Source organism: Leptospira barantonii (assembly GCF_002811925.1).
In the GTDB taxonomy this organism is placed as follows: domain Bacteria; phylum Spirochaetota; class Leptospiria; order Leptospirales; family Leptospiraceae; genus Leptospira; species Leptospira barantonii.
This window is the reverse complement of the sequence record NZ_NPDS01000002.1, coordinates 698,743-725,439: the sequence shown is the minus strand read 5'-3', so window position 1 is coordinate 725,439 and position 26,697 is coordinate 698,743. Positions and strand designations below refer to the sequence as shown.

Below are 26,697 nucleotides of genomic sequence, written 5' to 3'. Positions count from 1 at the left end.
TATTCAGAAAGAATCGTTAAAAATTTTAAAAAAAGCTAAATTACTTTGCTTCAAAAGAGAGCAATCGCTCGCATACAAATGTGACATAGAACAAATTTGCCATGTTACCCCGAGTTCCCAAACGGTTGTTTCGGTTTTTCAGACAGTAAATTCGTAAAATATGAGATTTTCTTGACAATTTTTTGACTATGATTACCGTGAGCGCGACTGGAATTTTTAGCTGCCTTTTCCCGGGTCAGTTGAGAACTTTTGAACAATAGAGCAACCAGGAAAGGTCCCTTCTCTCTCGAATCCCGCCGATGGAATGGTCTAGCCTTAGCTTCTATTTTGTTTTAGAAGCCAGTAATTTTTTGTAAGGACCCTTTCTCATGAACATTTATATAGGCAACCTCGCCTATCAGGCAACCGAAGACGATCTTCGTAAGGCTTTCGAGTCTTTTGGAGAAGTAACCTCTGTACGCATCATCACTGATAAACTTTCCGGCAAATCCCGGGGATTAGCGTTTGTGGAAATGGCGAACAAGGACGAAGGAAACGCGGCGATTGACGGCTTAAACGGAACACAAATCCGTGGAAGAGAAATCAAAGTGAACGAAGCCCTTCCTAAAAAACCTTTCCCAGAAAAATCTAGATCTAGATACTGATCTTTCTTTAAGGGAGAAAGGCATTCGCTTTTCTCCCTTGACAGAACTTACTCAACGCTGTAGCGTTCGCTATTGTGTTCGCTCACGGCTTATTTTCTTCTCCGTCTCCCCTTTTTCTTCCACTTTGGCTGAGTTCTTTTTTTTATTGGATGGGAGTTTTCGGCTCTGCTCTGGGCTGTTTGATGTTTTTAGGCCAGATGGTTCTACCGAACAAGGTAAGACTCAATTATCTTTTAGGTGTTCTCTTTTTAGGAATGTCTATTCTTCAGGGAAGTTCGATCTCGATTCTTTCCTTTTCCACTTCGTTTTTATCCTGGTTGATCCTGCTTCATATCCCGGCTTTGTATTCCGTGGGCCCGGTTTTATACGGAATTTATAAGGTCAGCACGGGAGAATCTTTTATGGATTCCAACCGGGAAAGAATGCTTCACTGCGTTCTTCCGGTAACGGGTGCGTTTCTTTATCTTGGAATTCTATTCTTTCCGGGACACATTCCCGAAATGATCCACAGATCTTTTGTGGAAAAGATTTTTCCAAGTCCTTTGGATTGGGTTCTTCTTCCTGCGGTTTTCGGAATCGCGTTTTATGTTTCCTTAGTTTTAAAAAGTTCCCGCGATCTTTGGAGATGGGAGGTTTGGAAGGCCGAACCGACCGCGAGAATTCTTTCCTTTTTAGCGGTGACTTCCATTCTTCATCTTACGCTCGGCGCATTCTTTTTTATCACGAAAACTTCCGACTTTTTGATTCTCACTTCGGGAGGAATGGGCCTCGCTCTCTGCGCGGCTTATCTGATCGGTCATAGAAATCCGGGATTCTTTCAAAAACTTCAGGAAGTCACACAAGCGACGCGAGAAAAATACGCGCGTTCTCTTTTGGTGGGAATCGATCGCGCGGCTTTGAAAGAAAATCTGATTCATCTGATGGAAAAGGATTTTTTATACAGGGAAGAAGATTTGGGTCTCGGAGATCTCGCAGACGAGCTCGCACTTTCCACACATCAGGTTTCCGAGTTTCTCAATCAGGAATTGGGTAAGAATTTTTCCGTATTTGTAAACGACTACAGGGTCGCGGAAGCTCGTAGCCTTTTGACTTCCGAACCCGATAAGAGCATCATCGATATCGCATATTCCGTCGGTTTTAGAACCAAGTCTTCGTTCAACCGCGCGTTTCAAAAACATACCGGAATTACTCCGAGCGAATACCGCACAAACTCGGCGCAATTTATCGATTCGGTCGCCGGACCGCGTCGGAATCGATAGAATAGGACGACCGAATTCGGGAAAGGAGTTAGAATCCGTTCCATCACGAGAATTGGAAAGGAGTCGATATGAGCGCTCTTATATTAGCGAAAAATGAAATTCTTCCGAGTAGAAAGCCGAAGAAATGGCAAACACTGGCGACTCGGGAAAAAAACGTAAAGATCATGCGCTGGATTCGTTTTAGGGAAAAGAATCTCAGAAAAAAATTTCCTATCTTAAACAGACAGAATCTTTTGGGCGCGTCGATCACATTCGGTTCGGCGGGAATGATGATCGTCACCGCGGGGCTTTATATAGCGGGAATCATCCCGGCTTGGATTGCGATCGTGTCAAACGCGATCTTCGCTTCCCTTCTTCACGAGATCGAACACGATACGATCCACAATCTTTACTTCAAAGACAATACAAAGATGCAGGATCTTTTATTCTGGACCGTTTGGATTTTTCGGGGAAACACCGTAAGTCCTTGGTATAGAAGAATGATTCACACTCTACACCACAAAGTTTCCGGTCATAAGGACGATATCGAAGAACGTCTGATCGGCAACGGTATGAAGGCCGGTTTGGTTCGTTTTTTTGCGATGATCGACGGAAACGTTTCCGCGATTCTCAATTTTAGAAAACTCGTCAAAGACGCTCCTAAGTTTAAAAGAAAGGAAATCGTTTCGGAAAGTTGGCCTTGGCTCGTGATCTATTACACTCTTTGGTACAACTTTCTGGGTTTGAATCTGATCCACTACGGAAATTTATTTCTTGGTTCCCCGGTCGAGCTTCCCTATCCCGAACTTTTGGAATCGGCTCGTATGTTTCTGAATACGGCCGCGGTGGTTTATATGCTCCCGAATTGGATCCGTCAATCCAGCATTCAAATCGTTTCGTCCAACATGCACTACTACGGAGACGTAAAAGGAATCCACGAACAAACCCAGGTCTTGAATTCTTGGTTACTTCTTCCTTTGCATCTTTTTTGTTTCAACTTCGGAAGCACTCACGGAATCCATCACTTCGTGGTCAATCAACCGTTTTACATCCGTCAGATGGTCGCACCTTTTGTTCATCCGGCGATGAAACGTTATGGAATTCGGTTTAACGATTTTGACAGTATGTTACGCGCCAACCGTTACAATCCGGAAACACAGCTACAGGCGGAACAACGTATCGCTTGATTTCGATAGACCTTCTCTTTCTTCGTTCCGATTTCAAGCGACGAGAAGGAGAAGGTATTTTACAGTTTTGTAAAAAGATTCGTTCTTTTTCGGTTTCGTCTCGTCTTAAAAAAATCAATTTTGTTTTCCAGGAACGGGGTTTATCGTCTTTTGGTTTGAGAGAAACCCATGTCCTCCGATTCGAAAACTAAGATATTTTTGGAATTTCAATTCGCGATGATCCTCATCAGCGGAAACGTACTCTTCGCAAAACTGATCGATGAAAGTGTTTGGATGATTACTTTCGGAAGAACGGTCTTTGCAAGCATCGGTCTTTATCTATTTCTGAAATGGAGGGACAAACCCGTTTTGTTTCCAAGCGCGACGGAAAACGGCGCGGCCATCGGAGGTGGAATTTTACTCGCAACCCACTGGGTTTTATTCTTCGCATCGGCGCGGTTAGCATCTCCTGCGATCGCGGTCCTAACGCTTTTCACTCATCCCGTGATCACCGTTTTTATAGAGCCGATCTACTTTCCATCCAAGTTAAAATTGAGAGACATTTCGCTGGCGTTTTTGGTTTTACTCGGGGTTGGGATTTTGATTCCGGACTTCAAACCGGGTAACGATTTCTTTTGGGGAATCGTTACGGGTTTATTGTCAGCGGCTTCTTTTTCGTTTCGAAATCTACTCAGTAAAAAATTTCTTTCTCATCACGGAAGCGCACAAGTTATGTGTCTTCAATCCTTTGCATCGGTTTTTATGTTGGCTCCCGTATGTTACTGGGAAAGTATTCCCACTTCCACAAGATCACTCGGTCTTATCTTTTTGCTCGGAAGTTTTTTCACCGCATTCGCGCATACGTTGTACGTCAAATCCATGTTTCAACTCAAACTCAAGACCGCCGGAATTCTTTCGAGCATACAACCCGTGTATTCCATTTTACTCGCTTGGATCTTGTTGGGAGATATTCCGGGTTACAGAGAAGTTGTCGGCGGAGTTTTGATCTTGGTCGCGGGCACCTTGGAAACGATTCGGTTCGGCAAGGAAGAATAAAACATGAAACTGAATCTGGCGCTCATCGATTCGAGCGCCCCGTTCTTCGTAAAAGCTCCCGGGAAATCGCAGAACTGGTCCAAGGCCCCGATCGCACTTCTGGAAAAAAACAGGGAATTCAAAAAGAAAACCCACAAAAGAATCCGGGAGAATTTCGATTCATACGTTAGGCGAATCAGCGCGCTCGGATACAACGCGATCACGATCGACGAACTTTCCTTCGTGACGGACTTTTCCTTTTATCCCGATCTTCTCAGAAACAAAATAAGATCCTATCAGAATTCCTATCGTAAACTTTTTAGAACCGCGCGTAAAAGCAAACTCAAGGTTTTTATCACGAGCGATTTTATGTTCTTCAATTCTTACATCGAAGAACAAACCAAGGGAGAATTCGATCGTGTTTCCGATCTTTTCGTGGAATGTCTGGAAAAACTGTTTACGGAGTTCGAAAACGTGGACGGGGTCGTTCTTCGTATCGGAGAATCGGACGGAGTCGACGTCGAAGGGGATTTCAGAAGCAGACTGTTTCTAAAAAAGCCCGAGGACGCGAACCGATTTTTAAAAAAAATTCTCCCCGTCTTCGAAAAACATTCCAAAACTCTAATATTTAGAACCTGGACGATCGGAGCGTATCCGATCGGCGATCTTATCTGGAATCAAAAAACATATGAAAAAGTTTTCGAGGGAGTTCCTTCCAAGAACCTCGTAGTTTCCATGAAATACGGAGAAGGCGATTTTTTTCGCTATCTTTCGATCAATTCCCTGTTCTTCCAAGACGATCTTCCGAAACTCGTGGAGTTTCAGGCAAGAAGAGAATACGAAGGTTTCGGAGAATATCCGTCCTTTGTGGGCTGGCAATATCTGGCGTATAAAAAGGAACTCAAAAAAGCCAAAAATCTCGTAGGGTTCAGCGTCTGGTGTCAAACCGGGGGCTGGTCCTCGTTTAAGAACATTACGTTTTTAAAGAATACTTCCTATTGGAACGAACTCAACACATTCGTTTGTATCGGACTTTTTAAAAAGGATTGGAGCGTCAAAAAAAGTCTCCGAAAATTCTTCGGTAAAAAGGGGATCAAAGAGTTTGTCCGGTTTTTAAAACTTTCCGATTCCGTGATTGAAAATCTTTTATACGATCCTTCGTTCAGCGATCTTCCTCTATACATTCATCGGGTCAGGATTCCTCCCCTTCTCCACATCACCTGGGACAGGGTCACGATCAGCGATCACTTCCGAATCTTATATTCAGCTTTTTGCAAGAACCCGGAAGAGTCGGTACAAAAGGGATATCGGGCGATCGAGGACCTCAAAGAAATGGGAAGAATCTCGAAACGACTCGATCTTCCTTACGATTTCCGGTTTCAATACGAAACCTTTCAGTTATTCGCATTTTGTAGGGAGCTGATCTATCTTCCCGATCCGGAACGGGAACAGTATCTTCTCGAAGAGGCGATTTATCTCCGGGATCTGTATTCCGAAAATTATCCGGACGCGTATAAGTTTAGAATTCTTCCCCGAAGAAGAACCCCCGGACTTATGTCTAAACTTTTGCTGAAGTTATTCGTCCGAAAAAGAAAGAACATAAGACTGATGGACCGCATTCTATTTCATCCTTTTATGAGACGTTTCTACTTATTTTTGTATCAGAGAATTCGGTCCAAGCTCCCTTCGTTTATCAATCAACAGGCCATGCCGGTCTCGGAGCTCCTGAAATAGAATAGAGTTTGACAGATTACGGCGCGGTTCATAAAATTTTGACCATGTTTGTAAGTGAAAACGATTTTATTTCGTATTCAAAAAATATGATGAGATTTTTTGTAAGATGCTCTTTCTGCGGAGTTATGTTCCTTTGTGTTTTCGTTCAGTGTTCATCCGGAGACCAAAAGATGGCGCCTAACGAGTCCGCAAGCGGCGCGGGACGTTCCGCCTACTCGGACGAAAGCGCAAGAAACATGGAAGAGACACAGACCACTACCGCAAGCAGATCCGCAACCGAAGAAACCGTAGATCCGACCCGGGGTTGTATTCAAGGAAATTGTGTCACCGGTTCCGGAACCTATGTCTACGACAACGACGACGAGTACAGAGGCGGTTTTGAAAACGATCTGAGAAGCGGATCGGGAAGAATCAAATACAAAAACGGGGATCGATTCGAAGGCACCTTCAAAGAGGATATGAAGGACGGAAAAGGAACTTATATTTTTAAAAACGGGGCGATGCTCGAAGGTACGTTCGAAATGGGAAAAATGAACGGCCCCGGAAAGGTTCGTTTCCCCGATACAAGCGTGTATGAGGGAGAATTCCAGGACGAAAAGAATTCAAGCGAAGGCATTTTGTTTTCGGCTTTCGATCATTCCAAAAAACACTGCAGAATCGAAAACAAGATCGTTCTCTGCGGCGGTCCGGTTGCCGAATCCGGCGACATCAAACCTCTTCACTAAACAAAAACGATCTCCTCAGAATATCGGCTCGCGCAAGTTCTATTCGTCTCGCGAGCCGCTTCCGGTTCCTATTCCTTTTTGATAGAGTCGGATTCTCTCCTCGTCCATTCCCACAAGTGTATGAGTAATTCTTAATTCTTTTGCGAGAGCCTCTCCTCCCGTTCGGAGTTCCACAACCCTATACCAGGTTTCTTTCGGAGGAATGAAAAACGCGTGGTTGATACAAAGACATTTGAACTTAAACCCCAAAGAACCTTCCGCCGGAAGCATGGAATGCGGGGACGCAAAAAAATAAAAATCCCGATCCGTTGTATTCTTCACCACAAGAACGAATTTCTTTTTAGAACCGGGTTTTAGATAGAGATCGTTCCCTTCGATCGGTACGGAAACGGGGGCCTCGGATAAATCTTTCACCGAACCGGTCGCCCAAAGATCCACCGGTCTTTGAGAAGCACCTTCATAGAGTTCGATGTCCAATGGAAAACTTTTTTTCTCCCAAAGGACGCTGACCTTAATCTGACGGTTCGGATCGGAGGAAATCGGTTCAAGTCCCTCCGAAGTTTGACCGGAAGAATCCTTTTTACAATCGATCAGTCCGAAAGATAAAATGAATATTCCAATTCCGTAATAGATTTTTCTCACTCGAGGGTCATCCCCAGGGTTTTAAAATCCAATTTTCTGCTCGGACTCGTGTTTTGAACATAAATGCTTCCGTTCAGTTTTTTGATCGTGATAAAGTCCTGAAAGATGATTTCCTTTTTATCCGGATCGCTGTCCGCCATGTTACAATCGCGACCGCAACCGTTGCAGTCCATATCTCCGTAGTTCTCCACAAAGGAAGAGGAATACTTACGCATATAACCGAAAACCCTTAGTTTCAAAGAATCCGCTGAAGATTCCTTAACCTCGTAGTTTCCGATCGCATAGAACTTGCTCGTCTTATGCAACATTCCGGAATCCATTCCGCTTTGATCCTGAGTGTTTCCTTCCATAAAAAAAGAACCGTCCGAACGCATTCTAAGCGACCAATCGGATGAAACTCTGTAACCTTGCGCTTCCTCCGTGGTTTGTGCGGATGTTTCCGATGACGCGATATTCTCCGTGCTTTGAATTTCGGCGGGAAGTTCGGAAACCTCGGAACCTCTCAGACCGTGATTTAAAATTCCGTCCAAATCGGGAGGAGTAAATTGAAGATGATTGGATCTCGCGATGGTTTGAGATCTGTTGATCGGATTGATCAATACCCAATTCTTATCCTTACCGAAACGTATTTCGCTCAACACAAGACCCTTATACATCTTTCCCGCGTAGATATCGTCCACGGTCAAACGCAGAGTGCTTCCTTCAAAAGGTTTTTCTAATGCGATTTCCTGAGGTCCTAAAACGTCCTGGAGTTGGATCTTCTGAGTATAACCGTTATCGCCGGTCAAGGTAGCGGTCTTCAATCTTCCGTTCGAATAACAGTGCTGATCCGATCTTTGATAACCGTTCCAGATTTTGATCGTGTCGAATTTTTGAGGCTCCGCGAATCTAAAATTTAAAACGACTCCTTTTCCTTTTTTATCCGAAGCCCACGCGTATTCGTAACGGGAATCGAAAAGATTCATCACGTCGTAGGATAGAACCGGACTCGCGGTTTCGGAAGCGGTCGCACTTCCTTCTACGATCTTTGGAAGTTTTAGGGAGAATTGTTTTTCCCTTTCGTCGTAAAAACGGATTTCTCCGATACAAAGATCCTTGTTCTTACGAAAGTTGATCGTTACGGATCTTGCATATACCGGTTTTTCAAAATTGACGGAAGCCTTTTTGCCGGAAAGATCCGCGGCCGCGCTGAACTCGTCGAAGTTGATATAGGCCGTGACCGCGTCGCTGAATTCTCCCTTACAAGAATCCACTTCCACCTTCTTGAGTTGAAACCCTTCGTCCGGATAAAAATGAAGTTTTACAAACTCCGCCCCGTCTTCCGGTTTCCAACTTCCTCCTCCGAGAGCGGCGAACGCGAGTTTGTCGCTTAAGGAAGTGGACGTAGCCATAGAAACGCTAAGTTCTTTTTTACAGTTTTGAAAACTCAAAACCAGGAAAGAAAGAAGGAACAAACAACGCAAGGAACGGTTCATTGATGGGATTCTCCAGGAAAGAATTTTCACGATTCTCCACAGGAAACCCCTTCTGTCAAATGCAAAGAAACAACTTAGATCGCTTGACGTTATGCGTGGTTTCTTTTGGATGGCTAGATTGATACTGAGAATTACTCTCATTTTCAATAAACTACAAATAAAGAGGAAATCATGAAACTCAAAGTTGCGTTCATTCTATCCTTATCCTGGGTTCTCTCCTGCGGACAAAATACCGCAAACGACCTCACTCCCCTTTCCCTCACGGCGATCGGGGCCGTTCAGGCGACGTCGGATAACCAGAATACGTTCCAAATTCTTTCCCCCAAGGAAGGCGAAATCATCCCGGTATATCAGTTGGAAACTACGATCCAAGCCGATACCGCCGGAGAATACGAGGTCTATCACGGAGATCAAAAAATCTACGGTTCTTCGGCCGAGGCTCCCACCACCCTCAAATCCTCCGTTTTCAAACCGGTCAACGGAGAGAATACGATCCAAGTTCGTTTTAAAAAATCGGACGGAACCGTGGTTCAAAAAGAAGTTCACGTTTACTTCGGAACCAAACTCAGCGCGGGCGCGGCCCACTCCGGTTTTTTAAAGAATGGAGAGGTTTATACGGTCGGGCGAAATAATTTCGGTCAGTTAGGAACCGGAACTTCGACGGGAGACGGGATCAACGACGTCATCGTTAAACTCACTTCGCTTAACAATATCTCGAGCATTCATTTTACACAAAACAGTTCGATGGCGATCGCCAAAAACGGAAAGGTTTATACCTGGGGAACCAACGCAAACGGACAACTGGGAATCGGAAACAACACGACCGATCCAGCGAGCGCTTCCACGGCGGGACCGAGACAACCTCCGATCGAGGTTCCGGGTATCAGCGACGCGGTTATGGGCGCGTACGGTTTCGATCACGGGCTTGTTCTAAAATCAAATGGAACGTTAGTCGCCTTTGGTCTGAACGGCGTGGGACAACTCGGCAACGGAGCCACTGGTCTTACGACGACCACAATCTCCACAAACCCGGTTGCGGTTGTCGGATTGACGGACGTGATTCAAGTGATCGCGGGTTCGGCTCATTCGGCGGCGCTCACCTCTTCCGGAGAAGTTTACGTCTGGGGAAGAAGCCAATACGGTAACCTTGGAAACGGAACGATCGCGACCGCAACGACCGCACAATCCACTCCTTTGAAAGTTCCAGGTCTTTCCGGAATCAAACAGATCGCAAACGGAAGAGATCACATTCTCGCGCTCAAATCGGACGGAACGGTTTACTCTTGGGGACTCAACGCGAGCGGCCAGTTGGGAATCGGCGGCACGGGATCGCCGAACCCGACCGCAACTCCAACACCGGTTTCGAATATTACAAATGCTTCATCCGTTTGGGCCGGTGGAACCCAAAGTTTTGCGATCCTAAAAAACGGAACCGTAAAAGGATGGGGAGCGAACGGAACCACGGCAAATCTCGGAATCGGCGAAACTACGACGAGTAAGGTGTACGAACCGAACAACGCCGTGGTCGGAATCTCGGACCTAATCCATTTCGGTTGCGGAGCGACGCATAACTTCGCGCTTCTTTCCAACGGTAATTTTTACGGATGGGGTTGGAACTTCAAGGGTTCCTTAGGAAGACCGGATCTTCAGACGAACTGGGGCGCGGCGACTCCGGTTTCCATCACGATTCCATAATATACAAGGATTGGAATGCGTTTGAAATTTAGATTTTTTCTTTTTTTTGGAATTTCACTCTTCTTGGGAGCCTGTTCTCCCAAGGGAGAATTTTGTTCCTCCACGGACTGCAAAAACGGCACTGCGATTCTCGCCTTGCTTGCAATTTCGTCTAACTCGGAATGGGCTTACGAAAACGGGGAAGAATACCAGGGCGGAATCGGTATGACGAGTTTCGAATTCGGAAGCACCGCGTTTCGTCAATTTGCAAAGAATGCGCCCCTGAATTCCATCTCGGAATTTACCGTGGGGCAAACCGTCTTTGAGGTTCCCTGGACGGCCGGTTTTTCCTCTGCGCTTCCGGATCGGGACGGTTTGGGCCCGCTCTTCCACACAAATTCTTGTTTTACGTGTCACGCGGCCAACGGAAGGGCTTTGGAAGAAGACGGAGAAAAATTGACCGTGAGTCTTGTTCGTCTGAGCGTGGGAAACGATTCGCACAATACGGAACCGAACTACGGCGGACAATTTCAACCGAACGGGGTCTCCGGTGTTTCCAAAGAAGGAGACGCGATCGTAACGTATCAGGAGATCGCCGGTAAATTCGACGATGGAACCGAATACACATTACGTTCTCCTACATTACAACTTTCGAATTTAGGTTACGGACCGCTTGCGAACGATACGAGAACCTCTATCCGGGTCACTCAACAAGTGATCGGGCTCGGTCTTTTGGAGGCGATTCCCGAAAATTCCATTCTCGGGTTCGCGGACCCGAACGACAAGGACGGAAACGGAATTTCCGGAAAACCGAACTACGTCCGCAATCTAAACGGAATCGGAACCACTTTGGGAAGATTCGGATGGAAAGCGAATAACACCGATTTGACGAGACAAAACTCAGCGGCTTTTTTGGGAGATTTGGGAATCACCTCTCCTCTATTTCCTAGCGAGAATTGTATGAGTTCTCAAACTCAGTGTCAATCTTCCGTTAACGGAGGTTCCCCCGAAGTTCCACAAAGTAAGATCACCGCGATCACCAATTATATGAAACTCGTCGCGGTTCCCGCGAGAAGAAAGGCGGACAACACAAGTGTTCTCGCCGGAAAAGAAATTTTCTTCAAGGCCGGTTGCAAGAATTGTCATATTCCAAAAATGCAAACCGGATCGAACGCGAGTTTTCCCGAACTGTCCAATCAAACCATCCGACCTTACACGGATCTTTTGTTGCACGATATGGGGGAAGGACTCGCCGATCACAGACCCGACGAAGAAGCGAGCGGAAGCGAATGGAGAACCCCGCCTCTCTGGGGGATCGGTCTTTTCGAAACGGTCAACGGTCATACACGTTATCTGCACGACGGAAGGGCCGGTAACTTGATGGAAGCGGTACTATGGCATGGCGGCGAAGCGGAGTCTTCTAAAAAATACGTTCTCGGGTTGGACATACGGGATCGAACCCATCTTTTGAATTTTTTGAAGTCGCTTTAATTTTTATGGACTCGCGTATTGAATCAAAGTTTCAAAAAGAATCGTAGAACCTAACTTCAAGTTTTCCACGCTGATATTCTCGTCCTTACCGTGAAGACCTTCCGTATCCTTTGCGGTTAGGATGGCGGGATTCAAACCGTAACATTGAATCCCGATTCTTCTAAACCTCGCGTTATCGGTTTTACCGGCGGACATAAACGGAGCGGCCACACTTCCGGGAACCTTAGACGTGGAAACGTTCGCCAAAATTTGAAACAGATCGCTATCCAAGGGAGAATCATCCGGTCCGATCTCGTCGAACACTTCCACCTCGATTCCGTAGGGTTTCGCGATTTCACGGATTTTTTCCAAGTATTCTTTCGAATTCACGCCGGGAAGAATTCTTACATCAAGTTTTCCTAATGTTTCTCCGGAAAGGACGTTGTAACCGTCTCCTTCCAAGGTTTGAATCCCGGTGATCGCCTTGGTGTTCCGGGTCATCGCGGAAAGATGTTTATTTTTTTTTAAGGTTCCGGTTAACAAGGGTTTGATGATCGGATTGGACGCGTTTTTTAAAAAGAAAGAAGTGGGAAAGGACGCAACGGAACCGAGTTGATAAAAGTAAGCTCTGGTTTCCTCGGTAATTCGAATTCCGACGTCGAAGGAAAGAATCTCGTCATAAAAACGAATCAAATTGAGAGTCGCATAATCCTTGTTAGGAGCACTTCCGTGTCCGCTTTCTCCCTTCGCCTTGAGTCTAAGCCAAAGATTTCCTTTTTCGGCATATTGAATGTTGAATATGGTTGCCCCTTGGATTCCTACGTCCTTGGTCGCAACCCCGCCCTCGTTCAACATACTTCCGTAATCCTTAAACAACTCTCTGTGATGTTCGGCCATATATCGGGCGCCTAAAAAACTTCCGCTTTCCTCGTCCGCAAGGGAAAGAAACATCACCTTTCGATTCAATTCTATTTTGGAACGTTTCAATTCTAAAAAGGCCATAAACTGCATCACAGCCAAACCTTTCATATCCAAGGCGCCTCTGCCGTAGATTCTCCCGTCCACCAAATCGCCGTTATACGGAGGCACGCTCCATTCGCTCGGATTGGCCTCGACCACATCCGTATGATTTCCCAATATGATTCCCTTCAAAGAACTCGGTTGGATCGGTTCCAGAACCGCAACCAGATTGGCGCGATCGGGTCGTTCTTTCGACGCGTAGATCGTGGAAGGAATTCCTTCCTTTTTTAGAATCGTTTGCAGATACTGTGCGACCGCGAGTTCGTTGGATCGTTCGGTGCGAATTCGGATTAAATCCCGAAGAATTTTTACGGCTTCCTTGTTTCTTTCTTCCCAATCCACGTTTATCGGAATCGGTTTTAAGACGATCTTTCGGATCGGTGAAGAATAAAAACATCCGCTCAAAGATAAAAGAACACAACAAACCAGAAAACGTTTCATACAAACTCCGTTCGAATCTCGGGCCCTCGGACGGACAAATGCCCATACGAGGAAAGACCACAAAATTATACACGGTCCGATTTTAGGCAAGCATGGAATCGAAATAAATTATACGACTCGTTTCGCTTTCCCGTTGACAAGGACGGGATTTTTTATATAAGTTCGGATTCTAATTCACGAAGAATTCTCAATCTTTTATAAGAGGTCGTATGGCATTTCGAAGAACGATCGGAGCGAGCGCATCCGAAGACAGACTTGAAAAATTGATTCAAGATAGACTCCAACCGGGAGCGGACAAGTCGAAAATCGATCAACGGATCTGGGATCTTTTCGGAGAAGATTGGTGTGTGATGTTCACGGATCTTTCCGGATTTTCAAGAGGGGTTGAAAAGTTCGGCATCATACATTTTCTACAAACGATTCACGAATCGGAAAGAATTCTGATTCCAATCATTGAAGACCACGACGGGATTCTTTTGAAATCGGAAGGAGACAGCTTCTTAGTCATCTTTAGAAACGTAGGAAAGGGAATCGAATCCGCGATCAAAATGCAACAAGAACTTGTTTCCTACAATCAGGATAAAATTCCGGAGGAGAAAATTCTTCTTTGTGTAGGTCTCGGTTACGGTAAGGTTTTGAAGATCGGCGACACTGACGTATTCGGTTCCGAAGTAAACACGGCGAGTAAACTTGGCGAGGATATGGCGGAGGCCGGAGAAATTCTAGTGACCCATTCCGTTTACGAACAGGTGTCCGAAAAACATCTGAAATTCGAAGCACTTTCAGAAGCGCCCGCCGGAACCTCGAAAGCGTATAAACTCATCTACTAAAATACATTCAAATTTTAGAATATACTTCGCCCGATTTCTCCTCCCCATCGTATAGGGCGAATCACCCTATACGATCCTAAACTTCCGTCGTATTGTCTGAGGATTCTTCCTTGACCGTTTCGTCTGATAAGATTGAATCAAAGAAAGTGTTTTTCCGGGATTCATACTGCAAAAAAACGATGATTCGTCTTTTTTTGTTCGTAACTTTCTGGAATTGTAAAGCGAACTCACCCACAGAACAAGAAATCCTTCGATACGCCGCTCATCTCGGCGAAACCAAATGTGAATGTGAAAAAATAGAACGGAAGGAAGGCGCCGATTCCGAAGACCTTTCGGTATGTCTGAACCGTTTGGAAGACGCTCAGAGAAAATACGGGATTCACGTAAGAAAACTTCCCGAACTTTCCTCCAAGGCGGAACTTCTCGTTCAACGTTCTTATGCAATAAAATGCTCTCGTTAAACGAGAATCTAAAAACCGAAGCAAACATTTTGATCCGATTTCCTTTATAGTTAAGAATTTACTGTTATATGAAACCTTCCATTTACACTGACGGCCCTCTTCCGGATCTTTCCGGCACTTACACGATCACGATTACCGAAACTTTTTTGAAAGCGGTTCCCGCGAGAATTTCCATCGAACAAAACGAAGCAGACTTAAAAGTCTCCTTAGAATTGAAGAAACCGAACAAAGAGGATTCTTCCTCTAAAACCCTAAGCGGTAAGATCACGGAACGCAATCGACATCACGTGATCGTCGAGTTTGAGAATGGAGCCTGGGAGCGTTACGTTTTTACGGAAGGAAGATTTTCCGGTCACGGATTTCTTTTGGAAAACTCCTAAAAATCCCGTTCTTCCCTAAATTACCGATCCTCAAAATCGGAATTGTTCTCGAAAAAAAATCGTACGTCTCCGAGAATTCGCAAACGCGACTTCATACCGGAGACATTGGCAAACGATGATTCAACTAGACCATTACCCCGCAGTCAAAAAGACTAAAACTTCTTCGCAGAACCGTCCTCCGATCCTTTTCGTTCACGGAGCTTGGCACGGGGCCTGGTGTTGGAAGGATTGTTTCGTTCCGCATTTTCAAAAAGCGGGTTACGAAGTTTACTCGATCGACTTGAGAGGACACGGAAACAGTCCGAACGGAAGCGGATCGTTTCGATGGAACTCGATTCGAAACTACGTTCAGGACGTTGAGAAAATAATCGGCAGTCTACCTCAGACTCCGATTTTGATCGGACATTCAATGGGAGGACTCGTCGTTCAAAAAACATTAGAAAAAACGAATGCACCCAAGGCGGTTCTTCTTGCGAGCGTTCCACCTCACGGAGTTTTTCGGATCACCTTGGAGCTTTTGGTTAAGTTTCCGATCAAGTTCTTGAAGGTTCTCGGCACACTTTCCCTTCTTCCGATCGTGGAAGACAAAAAAATCGCCCGTGAACTGTTCTTCTCCAAATTGTTAAACGAAGACAAGGCTCTCGGGTACGCGTCTAAGATGCAAAACGAATCCTTCCTCGCGTTTTTAGACATGCTACTTTTCTGTCTTCCAAGTCCTAAAAAAGTAAAAACTCCGATTCTCGTTTTGGGCGGAGAGAAGGATCGTTTTTTTGTTCCCTGGGAAGTAAAAAGAACCGCAAAAGCGTATCAGACCGAAGCCGAGATTTTTTCAGGTATGGGCCACAACATGATGTTGGACGCCGGCTGGGAAAAGGTCGCGGACCGGATCGAAACGTATCTCGGAACCTCTTCGGACTCGGTCGTTGTTGCGAAAAAACAAAAACCGGCTCCCAAGAAAAAGGCGAAACCGAAAAAGAAGGTTAAGAAAAAATAAACCGAATTTCGTTAAACCGAACTCGGAACGGCGTCGGTCGAATCCGATTCGTTCCCGATTTCAAAAGGTTTAGTCAATTTATTATTGATTTTTTTATAAAATAGAATCCCATATTCCCTTCACGCTTTTATCTTTCTTTCGAGACGGGATACGAGCAAGGAAGCGAAAATATGGGATTCAGATTCAAATCCTTTCTATTCCCCGGTATCGTCCTATTCTCCGTTTTTACGTTCCCGATCCGTTCCGAAAGTTTGATCGTGGATTCCCTTTTTAAAAAATCGAATCTTATCGGTTTTGTGGAACGATACGAAGACAACCAAGCCCTTCTCAAACGAACGGACTTCGTAAAAAACGATTTCGATTTTCAAAAAGTCACCAAGGTAAACCTCGGTTATTCCGAATCCGCACATTGGCTCAGAGTAGACGTCAAAAACGCGGATCGAAATTCCAAACTCGTCTTATACGAACTCGCCTATCCCTTGATCGATTCCATCGAACTCTACATTCAAAATTTGGAAAGTGGCGAAACTCAAACATTACGATCGGGCGATAAACTTCCTTTCGAATCGAGGGAAATCCGACATCAGAATTTTATCTTTCCGATCCGATTGGCGGCGCAGACCGAGTATCGAATTTTGGTGAGAATTTTCACGGAAAGTTCGGTTCAATTTCCGATGACTCTCTGGTCCGCCAACGAGTTCTCGAATCATATCGTCGCGGAACAGAAAACATTCGGACTTTATTATGGAATTATGATCGCGATGATGGCCTACAACTTCTTTCTATTTTTGGGAACGAGAGACAGGTCTTATCTTTTTTACGTTCTATTCTTAACCGGTTACGTTTTATTCCAGGCCTGTTTGAACGGACTTGCGTTTCAGTATTTATGGCCGGACGCGATCTGGTGGGCCAATTCTTCCCTGCCCTTCTTTATGTTTTTCGGCGGCGCTTGGGGGGCGCAATTTTCGAGGGAATTCCTAAGAATGAAATCGTATCACGTTGTTTTGGATCGGATTCTTCTCGGTTATTTTGCGACCGGTATGATCGCTTCCGTTTTGAGTTTGGGACTTAATTTTTCCATCGGAATCAAATTAGCGATTGCTTATGTGTTTTTGATGGTGGTTCTTTTGATTTCGGCGGGGCTTGTTTCCATATTCAAAGGTTACAGGGCCGCTCGATTCTATCTATCCGCATGGATTTTTTTGCTGTTAGGAATCGTAACCTATATTCTAAAAACGTTAACCTTATTTCCTTCCAATTTTTTTACGGAATATTCGATTCAATTCGGTTCTTCCTTCGAGGTATTGCTCTTATCTCTGGCGTTGGCGGATCGGATCAACATTCTTAAAAAAGAAAAAGAGGAAGCGCAAAAGAAACTGATCGAAAACCAAAAAGAGGCGCTCAAAAAACAAACCGTAATGACTCAATCCTTCGAACGATTCGTTCCGAAACAATTTTTGAATCATCTCGGAAAGGACGATATCAGCGATATCCGTTTGGGAGATCAGGCGAGAAAGGAAATGACGATCTTCTTTTCCGATATACGTCATTTCACGAGGCTTTCGGAGAAGATGGATCCGAGAGACAATTTCAATTTTTTGAATTCTTATCTAAAAAGAATGAATCCTCTTGTCATTCAAAACGGAGGTTTCGTGGATAAGTTTATCGGGGACGCGATTATGGCCCTCTTCCCGGAATCGGGAGAAGACGCGTTACGCGCCGCCATCGAAATGCAATCCGAGGTAAGACTTTACAATCATCATCGATTAAAAACCGGTTATGAACCGATCAAGGTCGGAATCGGAATTCATACCGGACATCTGATGCTCGGCACGATCGGCACGGAAGAAAGAATGGAAGGCACGGTCATTTCCGATACGGTCAATCTCGCGTCGAGAATCGAAGGACTTACTAAGAAGTTCGATTCCTCCATTCTCATCAGCGAAAAAACGATGCAGACGATTCCCGATCCGACTCGGTATAAAATGAGGCTGATCGGACGCGCAAAGGTAAAAGGAAAAGAGGACGAGATCGTGATCTTCGACGTATACGAAGGACTTTCTCAATTCCAAATCGATCTAAGAAACGATACGAAATACGATTTCGAAAAAGGTGTGACTCATTTCCTGTTGAAGGATTTCGAAAAATCCGAGGCGGCATTCGCCTCAGTAGTAAAAACCGATCCTACGGATTACGCCGCAGAAGCGTATCTCAAGGCGCTCCGAAAAACGTCCGCTTTAAGAAAGGTTTAAGAATATTCTAATTTACTGAATCTTCAAGTCGGCCATTCTTTTTCCAATCGCGTCCGCAAATTCTTGAAACGCGTCCTTGAAGGTTTGAATCGTTTCCGCCTCGATCAATTCTTCCTGATCGTTGATTTTTCGACGCGCAAGCGCAACCGGAAAAGAAGCCTTCTCTACGATTCCGACGTTCATCGCTTTTAAAGTTGTGATCAAGGATGCGTGCGCTTTTTCACCGCCCATATACGACGGAGAAGAACTCAGCGCCATCACGGGTTTATCCACGTATTCACCGGAACCCACAACCCAATCCAAAGAATTCTTCAAAGAACCGGGTATCCCGTGCGCGTATTCCGGAGTGCAGATTAAAACTCCGTCCGCATCTTTAAGAGCCTCTCTGTAACGGAGAACGACCTCGGGAGAATTTTCCCCGTCCTTTTCCGGAGAAAAATGAGGAAGATCGTCTAACCCCTCGTAGGCGACGAATTTCATTTCGGACGGCGCAACTTTTATGATCGCTCGGATGAGTGCGGTACTCGTGGCTTGGGAACGTAAACTTCCCGAGATGGTAAGAATTTTCATACTGTAGATGTTAGAGTCGGGCGGAAGAAATTCGGGTGAAAAAAATATCCAAATTGATTCCGATTCTTTGGAAATTTAGAGAAGAATGATTTTGAAAGTGGTTCCTTGATTGATCTGGCTTTCGACCTCGATCCTTCCTCCCATCGCTTCCACCTGGTTTTTAGTGATGAACAAACCGATTCCTTTCGCGTCCCGGTTGTTATGAAAGGTTTTATACATTCCAAAAAGTTTATCACCGTTCTTGTTCATATCGATCCCGAGTCCGTTGTCCGAGATGCTCAAGACCAAACGATTTTTTTCGTAAACCGCGTTCAACGTGATTTCCGGAATCCGATCCGGATGTCTGTATTTTACCGCGTTGGTAAGAAAATTCAGAAGAATACTTTCCATATACGACGCGTTGCAATGAACTTTGATCGTATCCGAAACCAGATTCTTAATCTGAACCTGATGTTTCTGGATTTCGCCGCTGATCGTTCGAGTCGCCTTTTCGATATAATCCCTGAGAACGATTTCGGTGTTCTGCAGATTTTTGTTCGTTTGTATCGAAACAACCTCGTTTAGATTGAGAATCGTATCCATCAAACTATCTGAGGCTTTCGTAATATACTGAACGACTTCCTGTCTTTCGATTTCGTTGTCGGATTCCTCGAAAATTTTCAGAAGCATGGTGATGTTTCCGGCGTGAGAACGAAGATTGTGCGAAACTATATGAGCGAAGTTTAATAGTCTTTCGTTTTGGTCGTTCATAATATCCAGAGTTCTTTGAAGAGCCAGCTCTTTCTGTTTTTGCTCCTGGATGTTTTGAAACGTGCCGGACACACGGATACACTTTCCGTTTTGAAATTCCGGTTTCCCGATGGATCTGGTCCAAACCAGATTTCCCTTTGCGGTTACGATCTCGATTTCCATGTCGAATGATTTTCCGGTTTCGATCGAATCCGCAAAAATATCCGCACTCTTCTTCCTTTCCTTCTCGCTTTTAAAAAAACGAGCGCCTTCGTTTCCGTCGGGTTCGTAATCCTCAGGCAATTCGAAAATCGATTTCGTAACCTTGCTCCAAACCCTTGTGTTGGTTTCCAGATCGACTTCCCAGGAACCGATCTGCGCGGCTTCGTTCGTTCGTGTGAGAATTTCTTCGAGTCGAGTTCTTTCAAACTCCTTTCGTTTAAGCGCCGTTATATCCGCGGTGTACATCAAGATGCCGCCGACCACGTTTTGAGAAACATACCAAGGTCTTACTTCCCAGATGATCCACTGAATGGAACCGTCCGCGCGAACAAAAGATTCTTCTTCCCTTCTTAAAACTTTTCCTCGAAGACATTCCTGATGAATTTCCTTCCATTCCTCTCCGATCTCCGGAAAAATATCGTAGTGCGACTTGCCCACGATCTCCGTTTCGTTCAAATGATAATCGACAAGCCATTGTTGGGAAGCGGCCATGTATCTCATGTTTGTGTCGAACATAGCGATTGCGGACGGAGCCTTTTCGATAAAAACCTTATTGAGTTCGTAACTTTCCTTTAGAGCGATTTCCGCATTTTTATGTTTGGTGATATCCCAATTCGTTCCCAACATTCGAAACGGTTTTCCGGAAGAGAGTCTTTGAACGATTGCGGTCGCCTTTATATGATGAACGTCGCCGTTCTTCCATACCACTCGAAACTGCGTGTCGAAATCCTTTTCGCCCGAAAGTCCTTGCGAAAGTTCTAATTTACATCTTTCTAAATCTTCCGGGTGCAGACTTTTTTCCCAGTCTTCCACCGTACCCGCGAATTCTTCCCGTTTTACTCCGTAAAGATCGAACATCGTATCGTCCCAATCGACTCGATTGAGAATCGGATCAAAATCCCAAATTCCCACCCGTGCCGTTTGAGTTGCGAGCGCGAGACGATCGACCGTATGTTGGAGTTCCGATTCTATCTTTTTAGATTTTGTAATGTCGAAGTAGGTTCCGATCATAAGAAGCGGTTCTCCATCCGAGGCGGCTTCCACGACCTTGCAGGTACACTTAAACCAAACGATACTTCCATTCTTATGTAAAAATCGTATGTCCGCTTCGTAAGGTTCTCGGAGCTTTGATTGAAGATATTCTTCGAATTCGTTTCGAATCGGATCCAAGTCATCGGGAACGATATGAGATTGCCAAGTTCGAATGGAATTTTCGAGTTCCTCGTCCTCGTAACCCAACATGGATTTCCAAGCTGGGCTTAAGTAACTCGTATTCGTGGAGAAATTTTTTTCCCAGTATCCGGCGTGCGCTTGTTCAAGAATGATTTGAAGGATATGGATCATCGGATGAAGGAGATCAAAACGCAAATGCCGAATATAGGGTACATTTCACGCCATATTTTGAACAAAACCTTCGGTTCGGTCAAGTCCAAAAGCTGAGCCTCTATCAGTATATACGAGATCGATTGAATAAAATCGAAACCCGAACGATTCTTTATCGTTAAAAGAATTTAGAACCGAAGAACGCTCCGCCACTTTTCCGATTCGCCGAATTCTTAGTAAATTTATTTCCTAAGAATGATTCCATTTTATCCGTCTAAGATCCGTTTTTACGAAGTTCTTCGATCGATCCCTTTGATTAAATTTCGTTTTTTTATGTAGCTCCGCTTGCAACGTTTCCGTTCTTTTTGATTATTCAAAAAAACGCTTAGTCGGATACGAAAATTTCAAAAAATGATTTTCATTTGTTTACGACAATCCAAGCATGATTTTCTTTTAAGGACTCGAAATAAGTTAATCATTTTAGAATGTAATGAATGTATAATATACTGACTCTATGAATAACATATTATACATTCGATATTACGAACTAAATTGACCGATTTTGAAAAGGAAGAATTCAAACTCTCCTCAAACGTCCGAATTGAATTTGAATTTTAGGAGAAATCGGCATGGCTGATACCACCGTACAACATTCCCTCGGCGACAGCGCCGCACGCAAGTTAGCGAACACAACCAAAACCGCGCCTCAGTACGGAGCCATAACGCCGCGTTGGCTCGTCCGTCTATTGGATTGGAAACCGTTGGAATCGGGAACTCTCAGAGTCAACCGAGTTAAGGACAATACTTCCGTGGACGTTCTCTGCGGACAAAAAGACGAACAACCTCTACCCGAAACTTTCGTAAACTACGAAGAACAACCCAGAGAATATACGTTAAGCGCAATCTCGACCGTTTTGGATGTTCACACGAGAGTTTCCGATCTTTTCAGCACCCCGCACGATCAGATCAAGGAACAACTTCGCTTAACGATCGAAAGCGTAAAGGAACGTCAGGAAAGCGAACTGATCAACAACGAAGACTACGGACTATTAAAACACGCTCCCAAGTCTCAGAGAATTTCGACACGCAAGGGTCCTCCAACTCCGGACGATCTGGACGAATTGATCACAAAGGTTTGGAAAGAACCGTCCTTCTTTCTCGCGCATCCACTTGCGATCGCGGCATTCGGAAGAGAATGTACACGCAGAGGAGTTCCGCCCGCTACGGTTTCCCTTTTCGGAGCTCAGTTTCTGACTTGGAGAGGACTACCGATCGTTCCTTGCGACAAACTGTTCGTAGACGGAGAAAGTAAACCGAAAACTAACAGCGGTAAGACGAACATTCTTCTTTTGAGAGTGGGAGAAAAAAAACAAGGGATCATCGGCTTATTTCAACCCGGTCTTCCCGGAGAACAAACTCCTGGTCTTTCGGTTCGTTTTATGGGAATCAATCGTTCCGCGATCGGTTCTTATCTGATTTCCTTATATTGTTCGGCCGCGATTCTTACCGACGATGCGATCGGCGTTCTGGAGAACGTGGACGTGGGTAACTATCATGAGTACAAGTGATCCTCTTTCTTGGGTTCCGAAAGATTTACCCTCTTCTGGACAAAAAGAACTGCAAGGTTTTATCGATCCAAGCGTGATCGCGAGTATGGCGGGGGAACTTTTCGGTTCTCTCCCCAAAGGCGGAAGTGTGGAAGAATTGATTCTTTCGGATTCTTCCGTAACGGAATCCAAGTCCTTGGTTCAAAAAACGGCTCCGGTCAAGTCGGGCTCTATATTAGAGAATTCTTATGGTTTAAATCTAAGCGAATCCGAATTGAGCAGAATTCCGGACGGAATCTTATCCGGATCGAACCTTCCCTCTTTTCCGGGAGGACTTACTTCTAAAAACGTGGGGATCGGCGCACAACCATTCTCCACTTCGTTTTCTTTTTTGGAGGACATACGTTCTTTTGTACCGGACGTTCCCGGAAGTCAGTCGATTGAATCGTTCGGATTCAGCCCGAGCCTCATCCCAAAAGTGAATTTGTCTTCCGGCGGATTGGATATCGCTTCTTTAAAAAAGGATTTTCCGATTCTCAAGGAAAAGATCAACGGAAGAGAATTGGTCTGGTTGGACAACGCGGCCACAACTCAAAAACCTCAGAGTGTAATCGATCGTATCTCCGAATTTTACGAACACGAGAATTCGAATATACACAGAGGCGCACACACGTTAGCCGCAAGAGCGACCGACGCGTATGAAGCCGCGAGAGAAAAAACTTCCCGCTTTTTAAACGCTTCTTCAACGAACGAAATCGTATTCGTGCGCGGAGCGACCGAAGCGATCAATCTTGTCGCACAAACCTGGGGAAAACAAAACATAGGTAAGAACGACGAGATCATCATCAGTTGGTTGGAACACCACGCGAATATCGTTCCCTGGCAGATGTTGTGTTCGGAAAAAGGCGCGAGATTGAAGGTAATTCCCGTCGATGAAACGGGGCAGATCATTCTATCCGAATACGAAAGACTTCTCAGCCCGAGAACAAAACTCGTTTCTATCACTCAGGTTTCGAACGCGTTAGGCACCGTTACACCGCTCGTCCCGATCATAGAACAAGCTCATAAGTTCGGAGCAAAGGTTCTCGTGGACGGAGCACAAGCGGTTTCTCATATACCGATCGACGTACAGGCGTTAGACTGTGACTTTTACGTTTTTTCCGGCCACAAGGTTTTCGCACCCACCGGCATCGGAGTTCTATTCGGTAAGTCGGATGTTCTCGAAACGATTCCTCCTTGGCAAGGCGGAGGAAACATGATCGAAGACGTAACGTTCGAAAAGACCGTCTATCAACCCGCACCCTTTCGTTTTGAAGCCGGAACCGGAAACATCGCGGACGCGGTCGGACTCGGCGCCGCCATCGACTATCTCGATCAAATCGGGATGAAGAACATAGCGGACTACGAACATTCTCTTTTGGAGTATGGAACGGAACAACTGCAAAGAATTCCGAGCTTACGTTTGATCGGAACGTCGAAGGACAAGGCGGGAGTTTTATCGTTCGTGCTTGAAGGTTTTAAAACCGAAGACGTAGGAAGGTTCTTAAATCAGGAAGGAATTGCGGTTCGATCCGGGCATCATTGCGCTCAACCGATTCTCCGTCGTTTCGGATTGGAAAATACGGTCAGACCTTCATTAGCTCTTTATAATACTTGCGACGATATAGACGCTTTGGTCTCCGCCCTTTTCGATTTGAGAGGGGGAAGAACCTCGGGTCCTCTTTAAAAAGAGAATCAGATCGTAAAGTCGATCACATCGTCCAGTTCCTTAGAGGTCCGAACCCGGACCTCGCTTCTTTGATGAACGATGGAATAAGGAGCGATGCTCTGCGTAATCCACGCGTTTCCGCCGATGATACTGTTTCTACCGATTACGGTTTCACCGCCGAGAATGGTCGCGCCCGCATAGATGATTACGTTCTCTTCGATCGTAGGATGTCTCTTTAACATCGCCATATCCTTGCTTACCGACAAAGCGCCTAACGTGACTCCCTGATAGATTTTAACGTTATCCGCGATCACAGAGGTTCCTCCGATGACGATCCCGGTTCCGTGATCCATAAAAAAGGATCTACCTATGGAAGCTCCGGGATGAATGTCGATTCCCGTTTTTTCATGCGCGTATTCGCTTAACATTCTCGGGAAAATCGGAACGTACATCTTATGAAGCGCGTTTGCAACCCTATGAACCGCGATCGCATAAAAACCGGAATACGCAAGGATGACTTCCTTTACGCTTTCGGCCGCGGGATCACCTTCAAACGCGGCAATCGCATCGTGCCAGATCAAGTCGTATAGGGATGGAAGTTCGTCCTTGAATCGATCCAAAACCCCGTCGATCGTTATGTGTTCTGAAAAGGAACTTTCCTGACTGGAAAGATAAGGATATAGTTTATCCTTTGTGTGAAGAAAGAATTCGGACAAACTGTCCTCAACGTGAGCCAGATCTCGAAACGTGACGTCCGAAAAATATCCGGCAAAGATGATGTTGAACAACTCGCTGATGAAGTTTCCGGCTACCTTTCTTCCCCCGTAACGATGAGGATCCTCGTTTTGTTTTTGATAGATGGATTCTACGAATTTTTTATATCGTCCCTCTTCGGGAGAAATTCCGAAATGCGTGGGGCTAAAACTTTTCTCACTCACAAAATCCTCTTTTCGGGAAAAATTCCTAAGGCTTCATTGCCCGAGATAAGCGTTTGGGAGAAAAATAGAATTTAGTACAAACGGCGAATATATTCTACATTCAAAAAACAAATTACACAAGTTTTGAATGTTTTTTTGAAGGGCGAGCGCGGCGACCGCGAACTACTTTTGTTTCTTCGCCGATTTCGCCTTCTTCGTTTTTTTGACCGTTGTTTTGGAATCCAAAAACAAAAGTTTAACGTCCTTTGAAGTGAGAACCCGACCGTCCTTGGATTTCACTTCGATCCTTTGAACCGGTTTACCGTTTTTTTCGTCCACAAGAACCTGGTTGACGACCTCTTTGTCAAAAAGATATTTCTCTCCCCATTGTCTGAGAGAAACAAGAATCGGAAAAAGATCCCTGCCCTTATCCGTTAGAACGTATTCCTGATAAGCGCTTCCGTCCGAAGCGGGAACGATTTCCAAAATTCCGTCGGCGACCAACTTATGAAGTCTTGAACTGAGAATATTCTTTGCGAGTCCCAGACTTTTTTCGAATTCACCGAATCTTCTTTTGCCTAAGAATGCATCCCTCAATATGAGCAGAGACCACCATTCTCCGATTGCGGAAAGGGATCTTGCGATCGGACAATCTTCTTCTTCAAGATTTTTTCGTTTCACAATGATCCCTCCTCTCGAACCCGAGAATGTTATGAATCTCGGAGATCGTATTTACTTGGCAAGATAAATCGGAGCCCCTGCGGGTAAACTACTCGCACCTCCGTCAACGATGATCTCGGCTCCTTGCACATAGGAAGAATCGTCCGATGCGAAGAATAAAACCGCCTTTGCGATTTCTTCGGCCTCGCCCACACGGTTTAAAGGAATCGAATTTGCGATTACGTCAAATCTAACGTTAGCCGCTTCCGCAGGACCCCAGATCGGAGTTCTCGCGGCTCCGGGAACGACAATATTAATGCGAATTCCTCTCGGACTCAGTTCCGCCGCAAGAGAGCGAGTCATCGCACGAACACCCGCCTTACTCGCCGCATACGCGGAAGTACCCGCAAGACCGATCGTACTGATGATAGATCCGTTTAACACGATCGAACCTCCCTTCTTCATCAAAGGAAGTGCGGATTGAACGGTGAGAAAAACTCCGGTGATATTAACGCGAAGAACGTCGTCGAATGTTTCTTCGGTGGTTTGTCCCGCCGGAGTCGGTTTCATGATGCCCGCGTTCGCAAACACGATATCCAGTTGACCGAATTCTTCCTGAATGGATCGAAACAAATTCTCCCTTTCCTTTGAATCCAACACGTCGGCTCGATAAGCCCTTGCTTTAGAACCCGATTCTTTTTGGGAAGAATCGAGTTTGTCCTGATCCCTTCCCGTGATGATCACGTAAGCCCCTTCTTCCGCGAACAATTTCGCCGCGGCAAAACCGATCCCGCTGTTTCCCCCGGTAATCAAAACCTTCTTATCCTTAAATCTCATCGT

The 26,697-nt window shown here is 45.3% G+C and carries 23 protein-coding genes and 1 pseudogene; 15 read left to right on the top strand and 9 right to left on the bottom strand.

The genetic code is table 11. The features are described 5' to 3' along the window. Positions 1 to 104 precede the first annotated feature (104 nt). A pseudogene (locus CH367_RS20985) lies at positions 105 to 306 on the bottom strand (hypothetical protein). A gap of 62 nt (positions 307 to 368) precedes the next feature. On the opposite strand from CH367_RS20985, the gene CH367_RS08110 reads away from it, so the two are divergent. The 6 genes from CH367_RS08110 to CH367_RS08080 all read left to right on the top strand — a co-directional run bounded on the left by CH367_RS08110 (position 369) and on the right by CH367_RS08080 (position 6,542). Then, positions 369 to 644 (top strand): RNA recognition motif domain-containing protein, encoded by a 276-nt coding sequence (locus CH367_RS08110; RefSeq protein ID WP_002152104.1) that lies wholly within the window; start codon positions 369 to 371, stop codon positions 642 to 644. Positions 645 to 718: 74 nt separating this feature from the next. Continuing rightward, positions 719 to 1,903, top strand: a complete 1,185-nt coding sequence (locus tag CH367_RS08105; RefSeq protein WP_244284508.1) for an AraC family transcriptional regulator — start codon at positions 719 to 721, stop codon at positions 1,901 to 1,903. 68 nt (positions 1,904 to 1,971) lie between these two features. Further along, positions 1,972 to 3,069 (top strand): fatty acid desaturase, encoded by a 1,098-nt coding sequence (locus CH367_RS08100; RefSeq protein WP_100761958.1) that lies wholly within the window; start codon positions 1,972 to 1,974, stop codon positions 3,067 to 3,069. Between the two features lie 168 nt (positions 3,070 to 3,237). Next, on the top strand, positions 3,238 to 4,104 hold the full coding sequence (locus CH367_RS08090; RefSeq protein WP_100761956.1) for a DMT family transporter: 867 nt from the start codon (positions 3,238 to 3,240) through the stop codon (positions 4,102 to 4,104). A 3-nt stretch (positions 4,105 to 4,107) separates the two neighbouring features. Next, positions 4,108 to 5,817: a glycosyl hydrolase family 67 gene (locus tag CH367_RS08085; RefSeq protein WP_100761955.1), complete on the top strand. Its 1,710-nt coding sequence runs from the start codon at positions 4,108 to 4,110 to the stop codon at positions 5,815 to 5,817. Positions 5,818 to 5,861: 44 nt separating this feature from the next. Beyond that, positions 5,862 to 6,542 carry an MORN repeat-containing protein gene (locus CH367_RS08080; RefSeq protein ID WP_244284520.1) on the top strand — a complete coding sequence of 227 codons (681 nt, stop codon included), beginning with the start codon at positions 5,862 to 5,864 and terminating at the stop codon, positions 6,540 to 6,542. Positions 6,543 to 6,581: 39 nt separating this feature from the next. On the opposite strand, the gene lsa20 is transcribed toward CH367_RS08080, so the two are convergent. Continuing rightward, positions 6,582 to 7,184 (bottom strand): LIC11469 family lipoprotein adhesin Lsa20, encoded by a 603-nt coding sequence (lsa20, locus tag CH367_RS08075; protein ID WP_100761953.1) that lies wholly within the window; start codon positions 7,182 to 7,184, stop codon positions 6,582 to 6,584. Further along, on the bottom strand, positions 7,181 to 8,659 hold the full coding sequence (locus tag CH367_RS08070) for an NADase-type glycan-binding domain-containing protein (RefSeq protein WP_100761952.1): 1,479 nt from the start codon (positions 8,657 to 8,659) through the stop codon (positions 7,181 to 7,183). The genes lsa20 and CH367_RS08070 overlap by 4 nt, the downstream gene beginning before the upstream one ends. Positions 8,660 to 8,830: 171 nt before the next feature. On the opposite strand from CH367_RS08070, the gene CH367_RS08065 reads away from it, so the two are divergent. Further along, entirely contained in the window at positions 8,831 to 10,354 is a 1,524-nt protein-coding gene (locus CH367_RS08065) for an RCC1 domain-containing protein (protein ID WP_165783243.1), read from the top strand. A gap of 15 nt (positions 10,355 to 10,369) precedes the next feature. Next, on the top strand, positions 10,370 to 11,824 hold the full coding sequence (locus tag CH367_RS08060; protein ID WP_100761951.1) for a di-heme oxidoreductase family protein: 1,455 nt from the start codon (positions 10,370 to 10,372) through the stop codon (positions 11,822 to 11,824). Between the two features lie 3 nt (positions 11,825 to 11,827). Here the strand turns inward: CH367_RS08060 and CH367_RS08055 are convergent, their stop codons facing one another. Then, positions 11,828 to 13,264, bottom strand: coding sequence for a M20/M25/M40 family metallo-hydrolase (locus CH367_RS08055; RefSeq protein ID WP_100761950.1), 1,437 nt, complete (start codon positions 13,262 to 13,264; stop codon positions 11,828 to 11,830). A 209-nt stretch (positions 13,265 to 13,473) separates the two neighbouring features. Between CH367_RS08055 and CH367_RS08050 the strand changes: the two genes are divergently transcribed. From CH367_RS08050 to CH367_RS08030, 5 genes are all read left to right on the top strand, one after another. Next, entirely contained in the window at positions 13,474 to 14,094 is a 621-nt protein-coding gene (locus tag CH367_RS08050; RefSeq protein WP_100761949.1) for an adenylate/guanylate cyclase domain-containing protein, read from the top strand. Between the two features lie 179 nt (positions 14,095 to 14,273). Further along, a complete protein-coding gene (locus CH367_RS08045; protein ID WP_125226104.1) occupies positions 14,274 to 14,555 on the top strand; it encodes a hypothetical protein in 282 nt (93 codons plus the stop codon). A 68-nt stretch (positions 14,556 to 14,623) separates the two neighbouring features. Next, positions 14,624 to 14,935 (top strand): hypothetical protein, encoded by a 312-nt coding sequence (locus CH367_RS08040; protein ID WP_100761947.1) that lies wholly within the window; start codon positions 14,624 to 14,626, stop codon positions 14,933 to 14,935. Positions 14,936 to 15,050: 115 nt separating this feature from the next. Beyond that, a complete protein-coding gene (locus CH367_RS08035) occupies positions 15,051 to 15,929 on the top strand; it encodes an alpha/beta hydrolase (protein WP_100761946.1) in 879 nt (292 codons plus the stop codon). A gap of 170 nt (positions 15,930 to 16,099) precedes the next feature. Further along, positions 16,100 to 18,181 carry a 7TM diverse intracellular signaling domain-containing protein gene (locus CH367_RS08030; protein ID WP_100761945.1) on the top strand — a complete coding sequence of 694 codons (2,082 nt, stop codon included), beginning with the start codon at positions 16,100 to 16,102 and terminating at the stop codon, positions 18,179 to 18,181. Positions 18,182 to 18,193: 12 nt separating this feature from the next. On the opposite strand, the gene CH367_RS08025 is transcribed toward CH367_RS08030, so the two are convergent. Both CH367_RS08025 and CH367_RS08020 read right to left on the bottom strand, forming a co-directional pair. Next, positions 18,194 to 18,751 (bottom strand): NADPH-dependent FMN reductase, encoded by a 558-nt coding sequence (locus tag CH367_RS08025; protein ID WP_100761944.1) that lies wholly within the window; start codon positions 18,749 to 18,751, stop codon positions 18,194 to 18,196. Between the two features lie 75 nt (positions 18,752 to 18,826). Then, positions 18,827 to 21,046, bottom strand: a complete 2,220-nt coding sequence (locus CH367_RS08020) for a PAS domain-containing sensor histidine kinase (RefSeq protein WP_100762096.1) — start codon at positions 21,044 to 21,046, stop codon at positions 18,827 to 18,829. Positions 21,047 to 21,654: 608 nt separating this feature from the next. Between CH367_RS08020 and CH367_RS08015 the strand changes: the two genes are divergently transcribed. Both CH367_RS08015 and CH367_RS08010 read left to right on the top strand, forming a co-directional pair. Further along, positions 21,655 to 22,593: a family 2A encapsulin nanocompartment shell protein gene (locus CH367_RS08015; RefSeq protein WP_100761943.1), complete on the top strand. Its 939-nt coding sequence runs from the start codon at positions 21,655 to 21,657 to the stop codon at positions 22,591 to 22,593. Further along, positions 22,580 to 24,298 (top strand): family 2A encapsulin nanocompartment cargo protein cysteine desulfurase, encoded by a 1,719-nt coding sequence (locus CH367_RS08010; protein WP_100761942.1) that lies wholly within the window; start codon positions 22,580 to 22,582, stop codon positions 24,296 to 24,298. The genes CH367_RS08015 and CH367_RS08010 overlap by 14 nt, the downstream gene beginning before the upstream one ends. Positions 24,299 to 24,306: 8 nt before the next feature. Here the strand turns inward: CH367_RS08010 and epsC are convergent, their stop codons facing one another. The 3 genes from epsC to CH367_RS07995 form a co-directional block, all read right to left on the bottom strand. Further along, positions 24,307 to 25,182 carry a serine O-acetyltransferase EpsC gene (gene epsC, locus CH367_RS08005; protein WP_425268816.1) on the bottom strand — a complete coding sequence of 292 codons (876 nt, stop codon included), beginning with the start codon at positions 25,180 to 25,182 and terminating at the stop codon, positions 24,307 to 24,309. 198 nt (positions 25,183 to 25,380) lie between these two features. Next, complete coding sequence (locus CH367_RS08000) at positions 25,381 to 25,878, bottom strand: winged helix-turn-helix transcriptional regulator (RefSeq protein ID WP_100761940.1); 498 nt, start codon at positions 25,876 to 25,878, stop codon at positions 25,381 to 25,383. 51 nt (positions 25,879 to 25,929) lie between these two features. Beyond that, complete coding sequence (locus CH367_RS07995) at positions 25,930 to 26,694, bottom strand: SDR family NAD(P)-dependent oxidoreductase (RefSeq protein ID WP_100761939.1); 765 nt, start codon at positions 26,692 to 26,694, stop codon at positions 25,930 to 25,932. Positions 26,695 to 26,697: the final 3 nt, after the last annotated feature.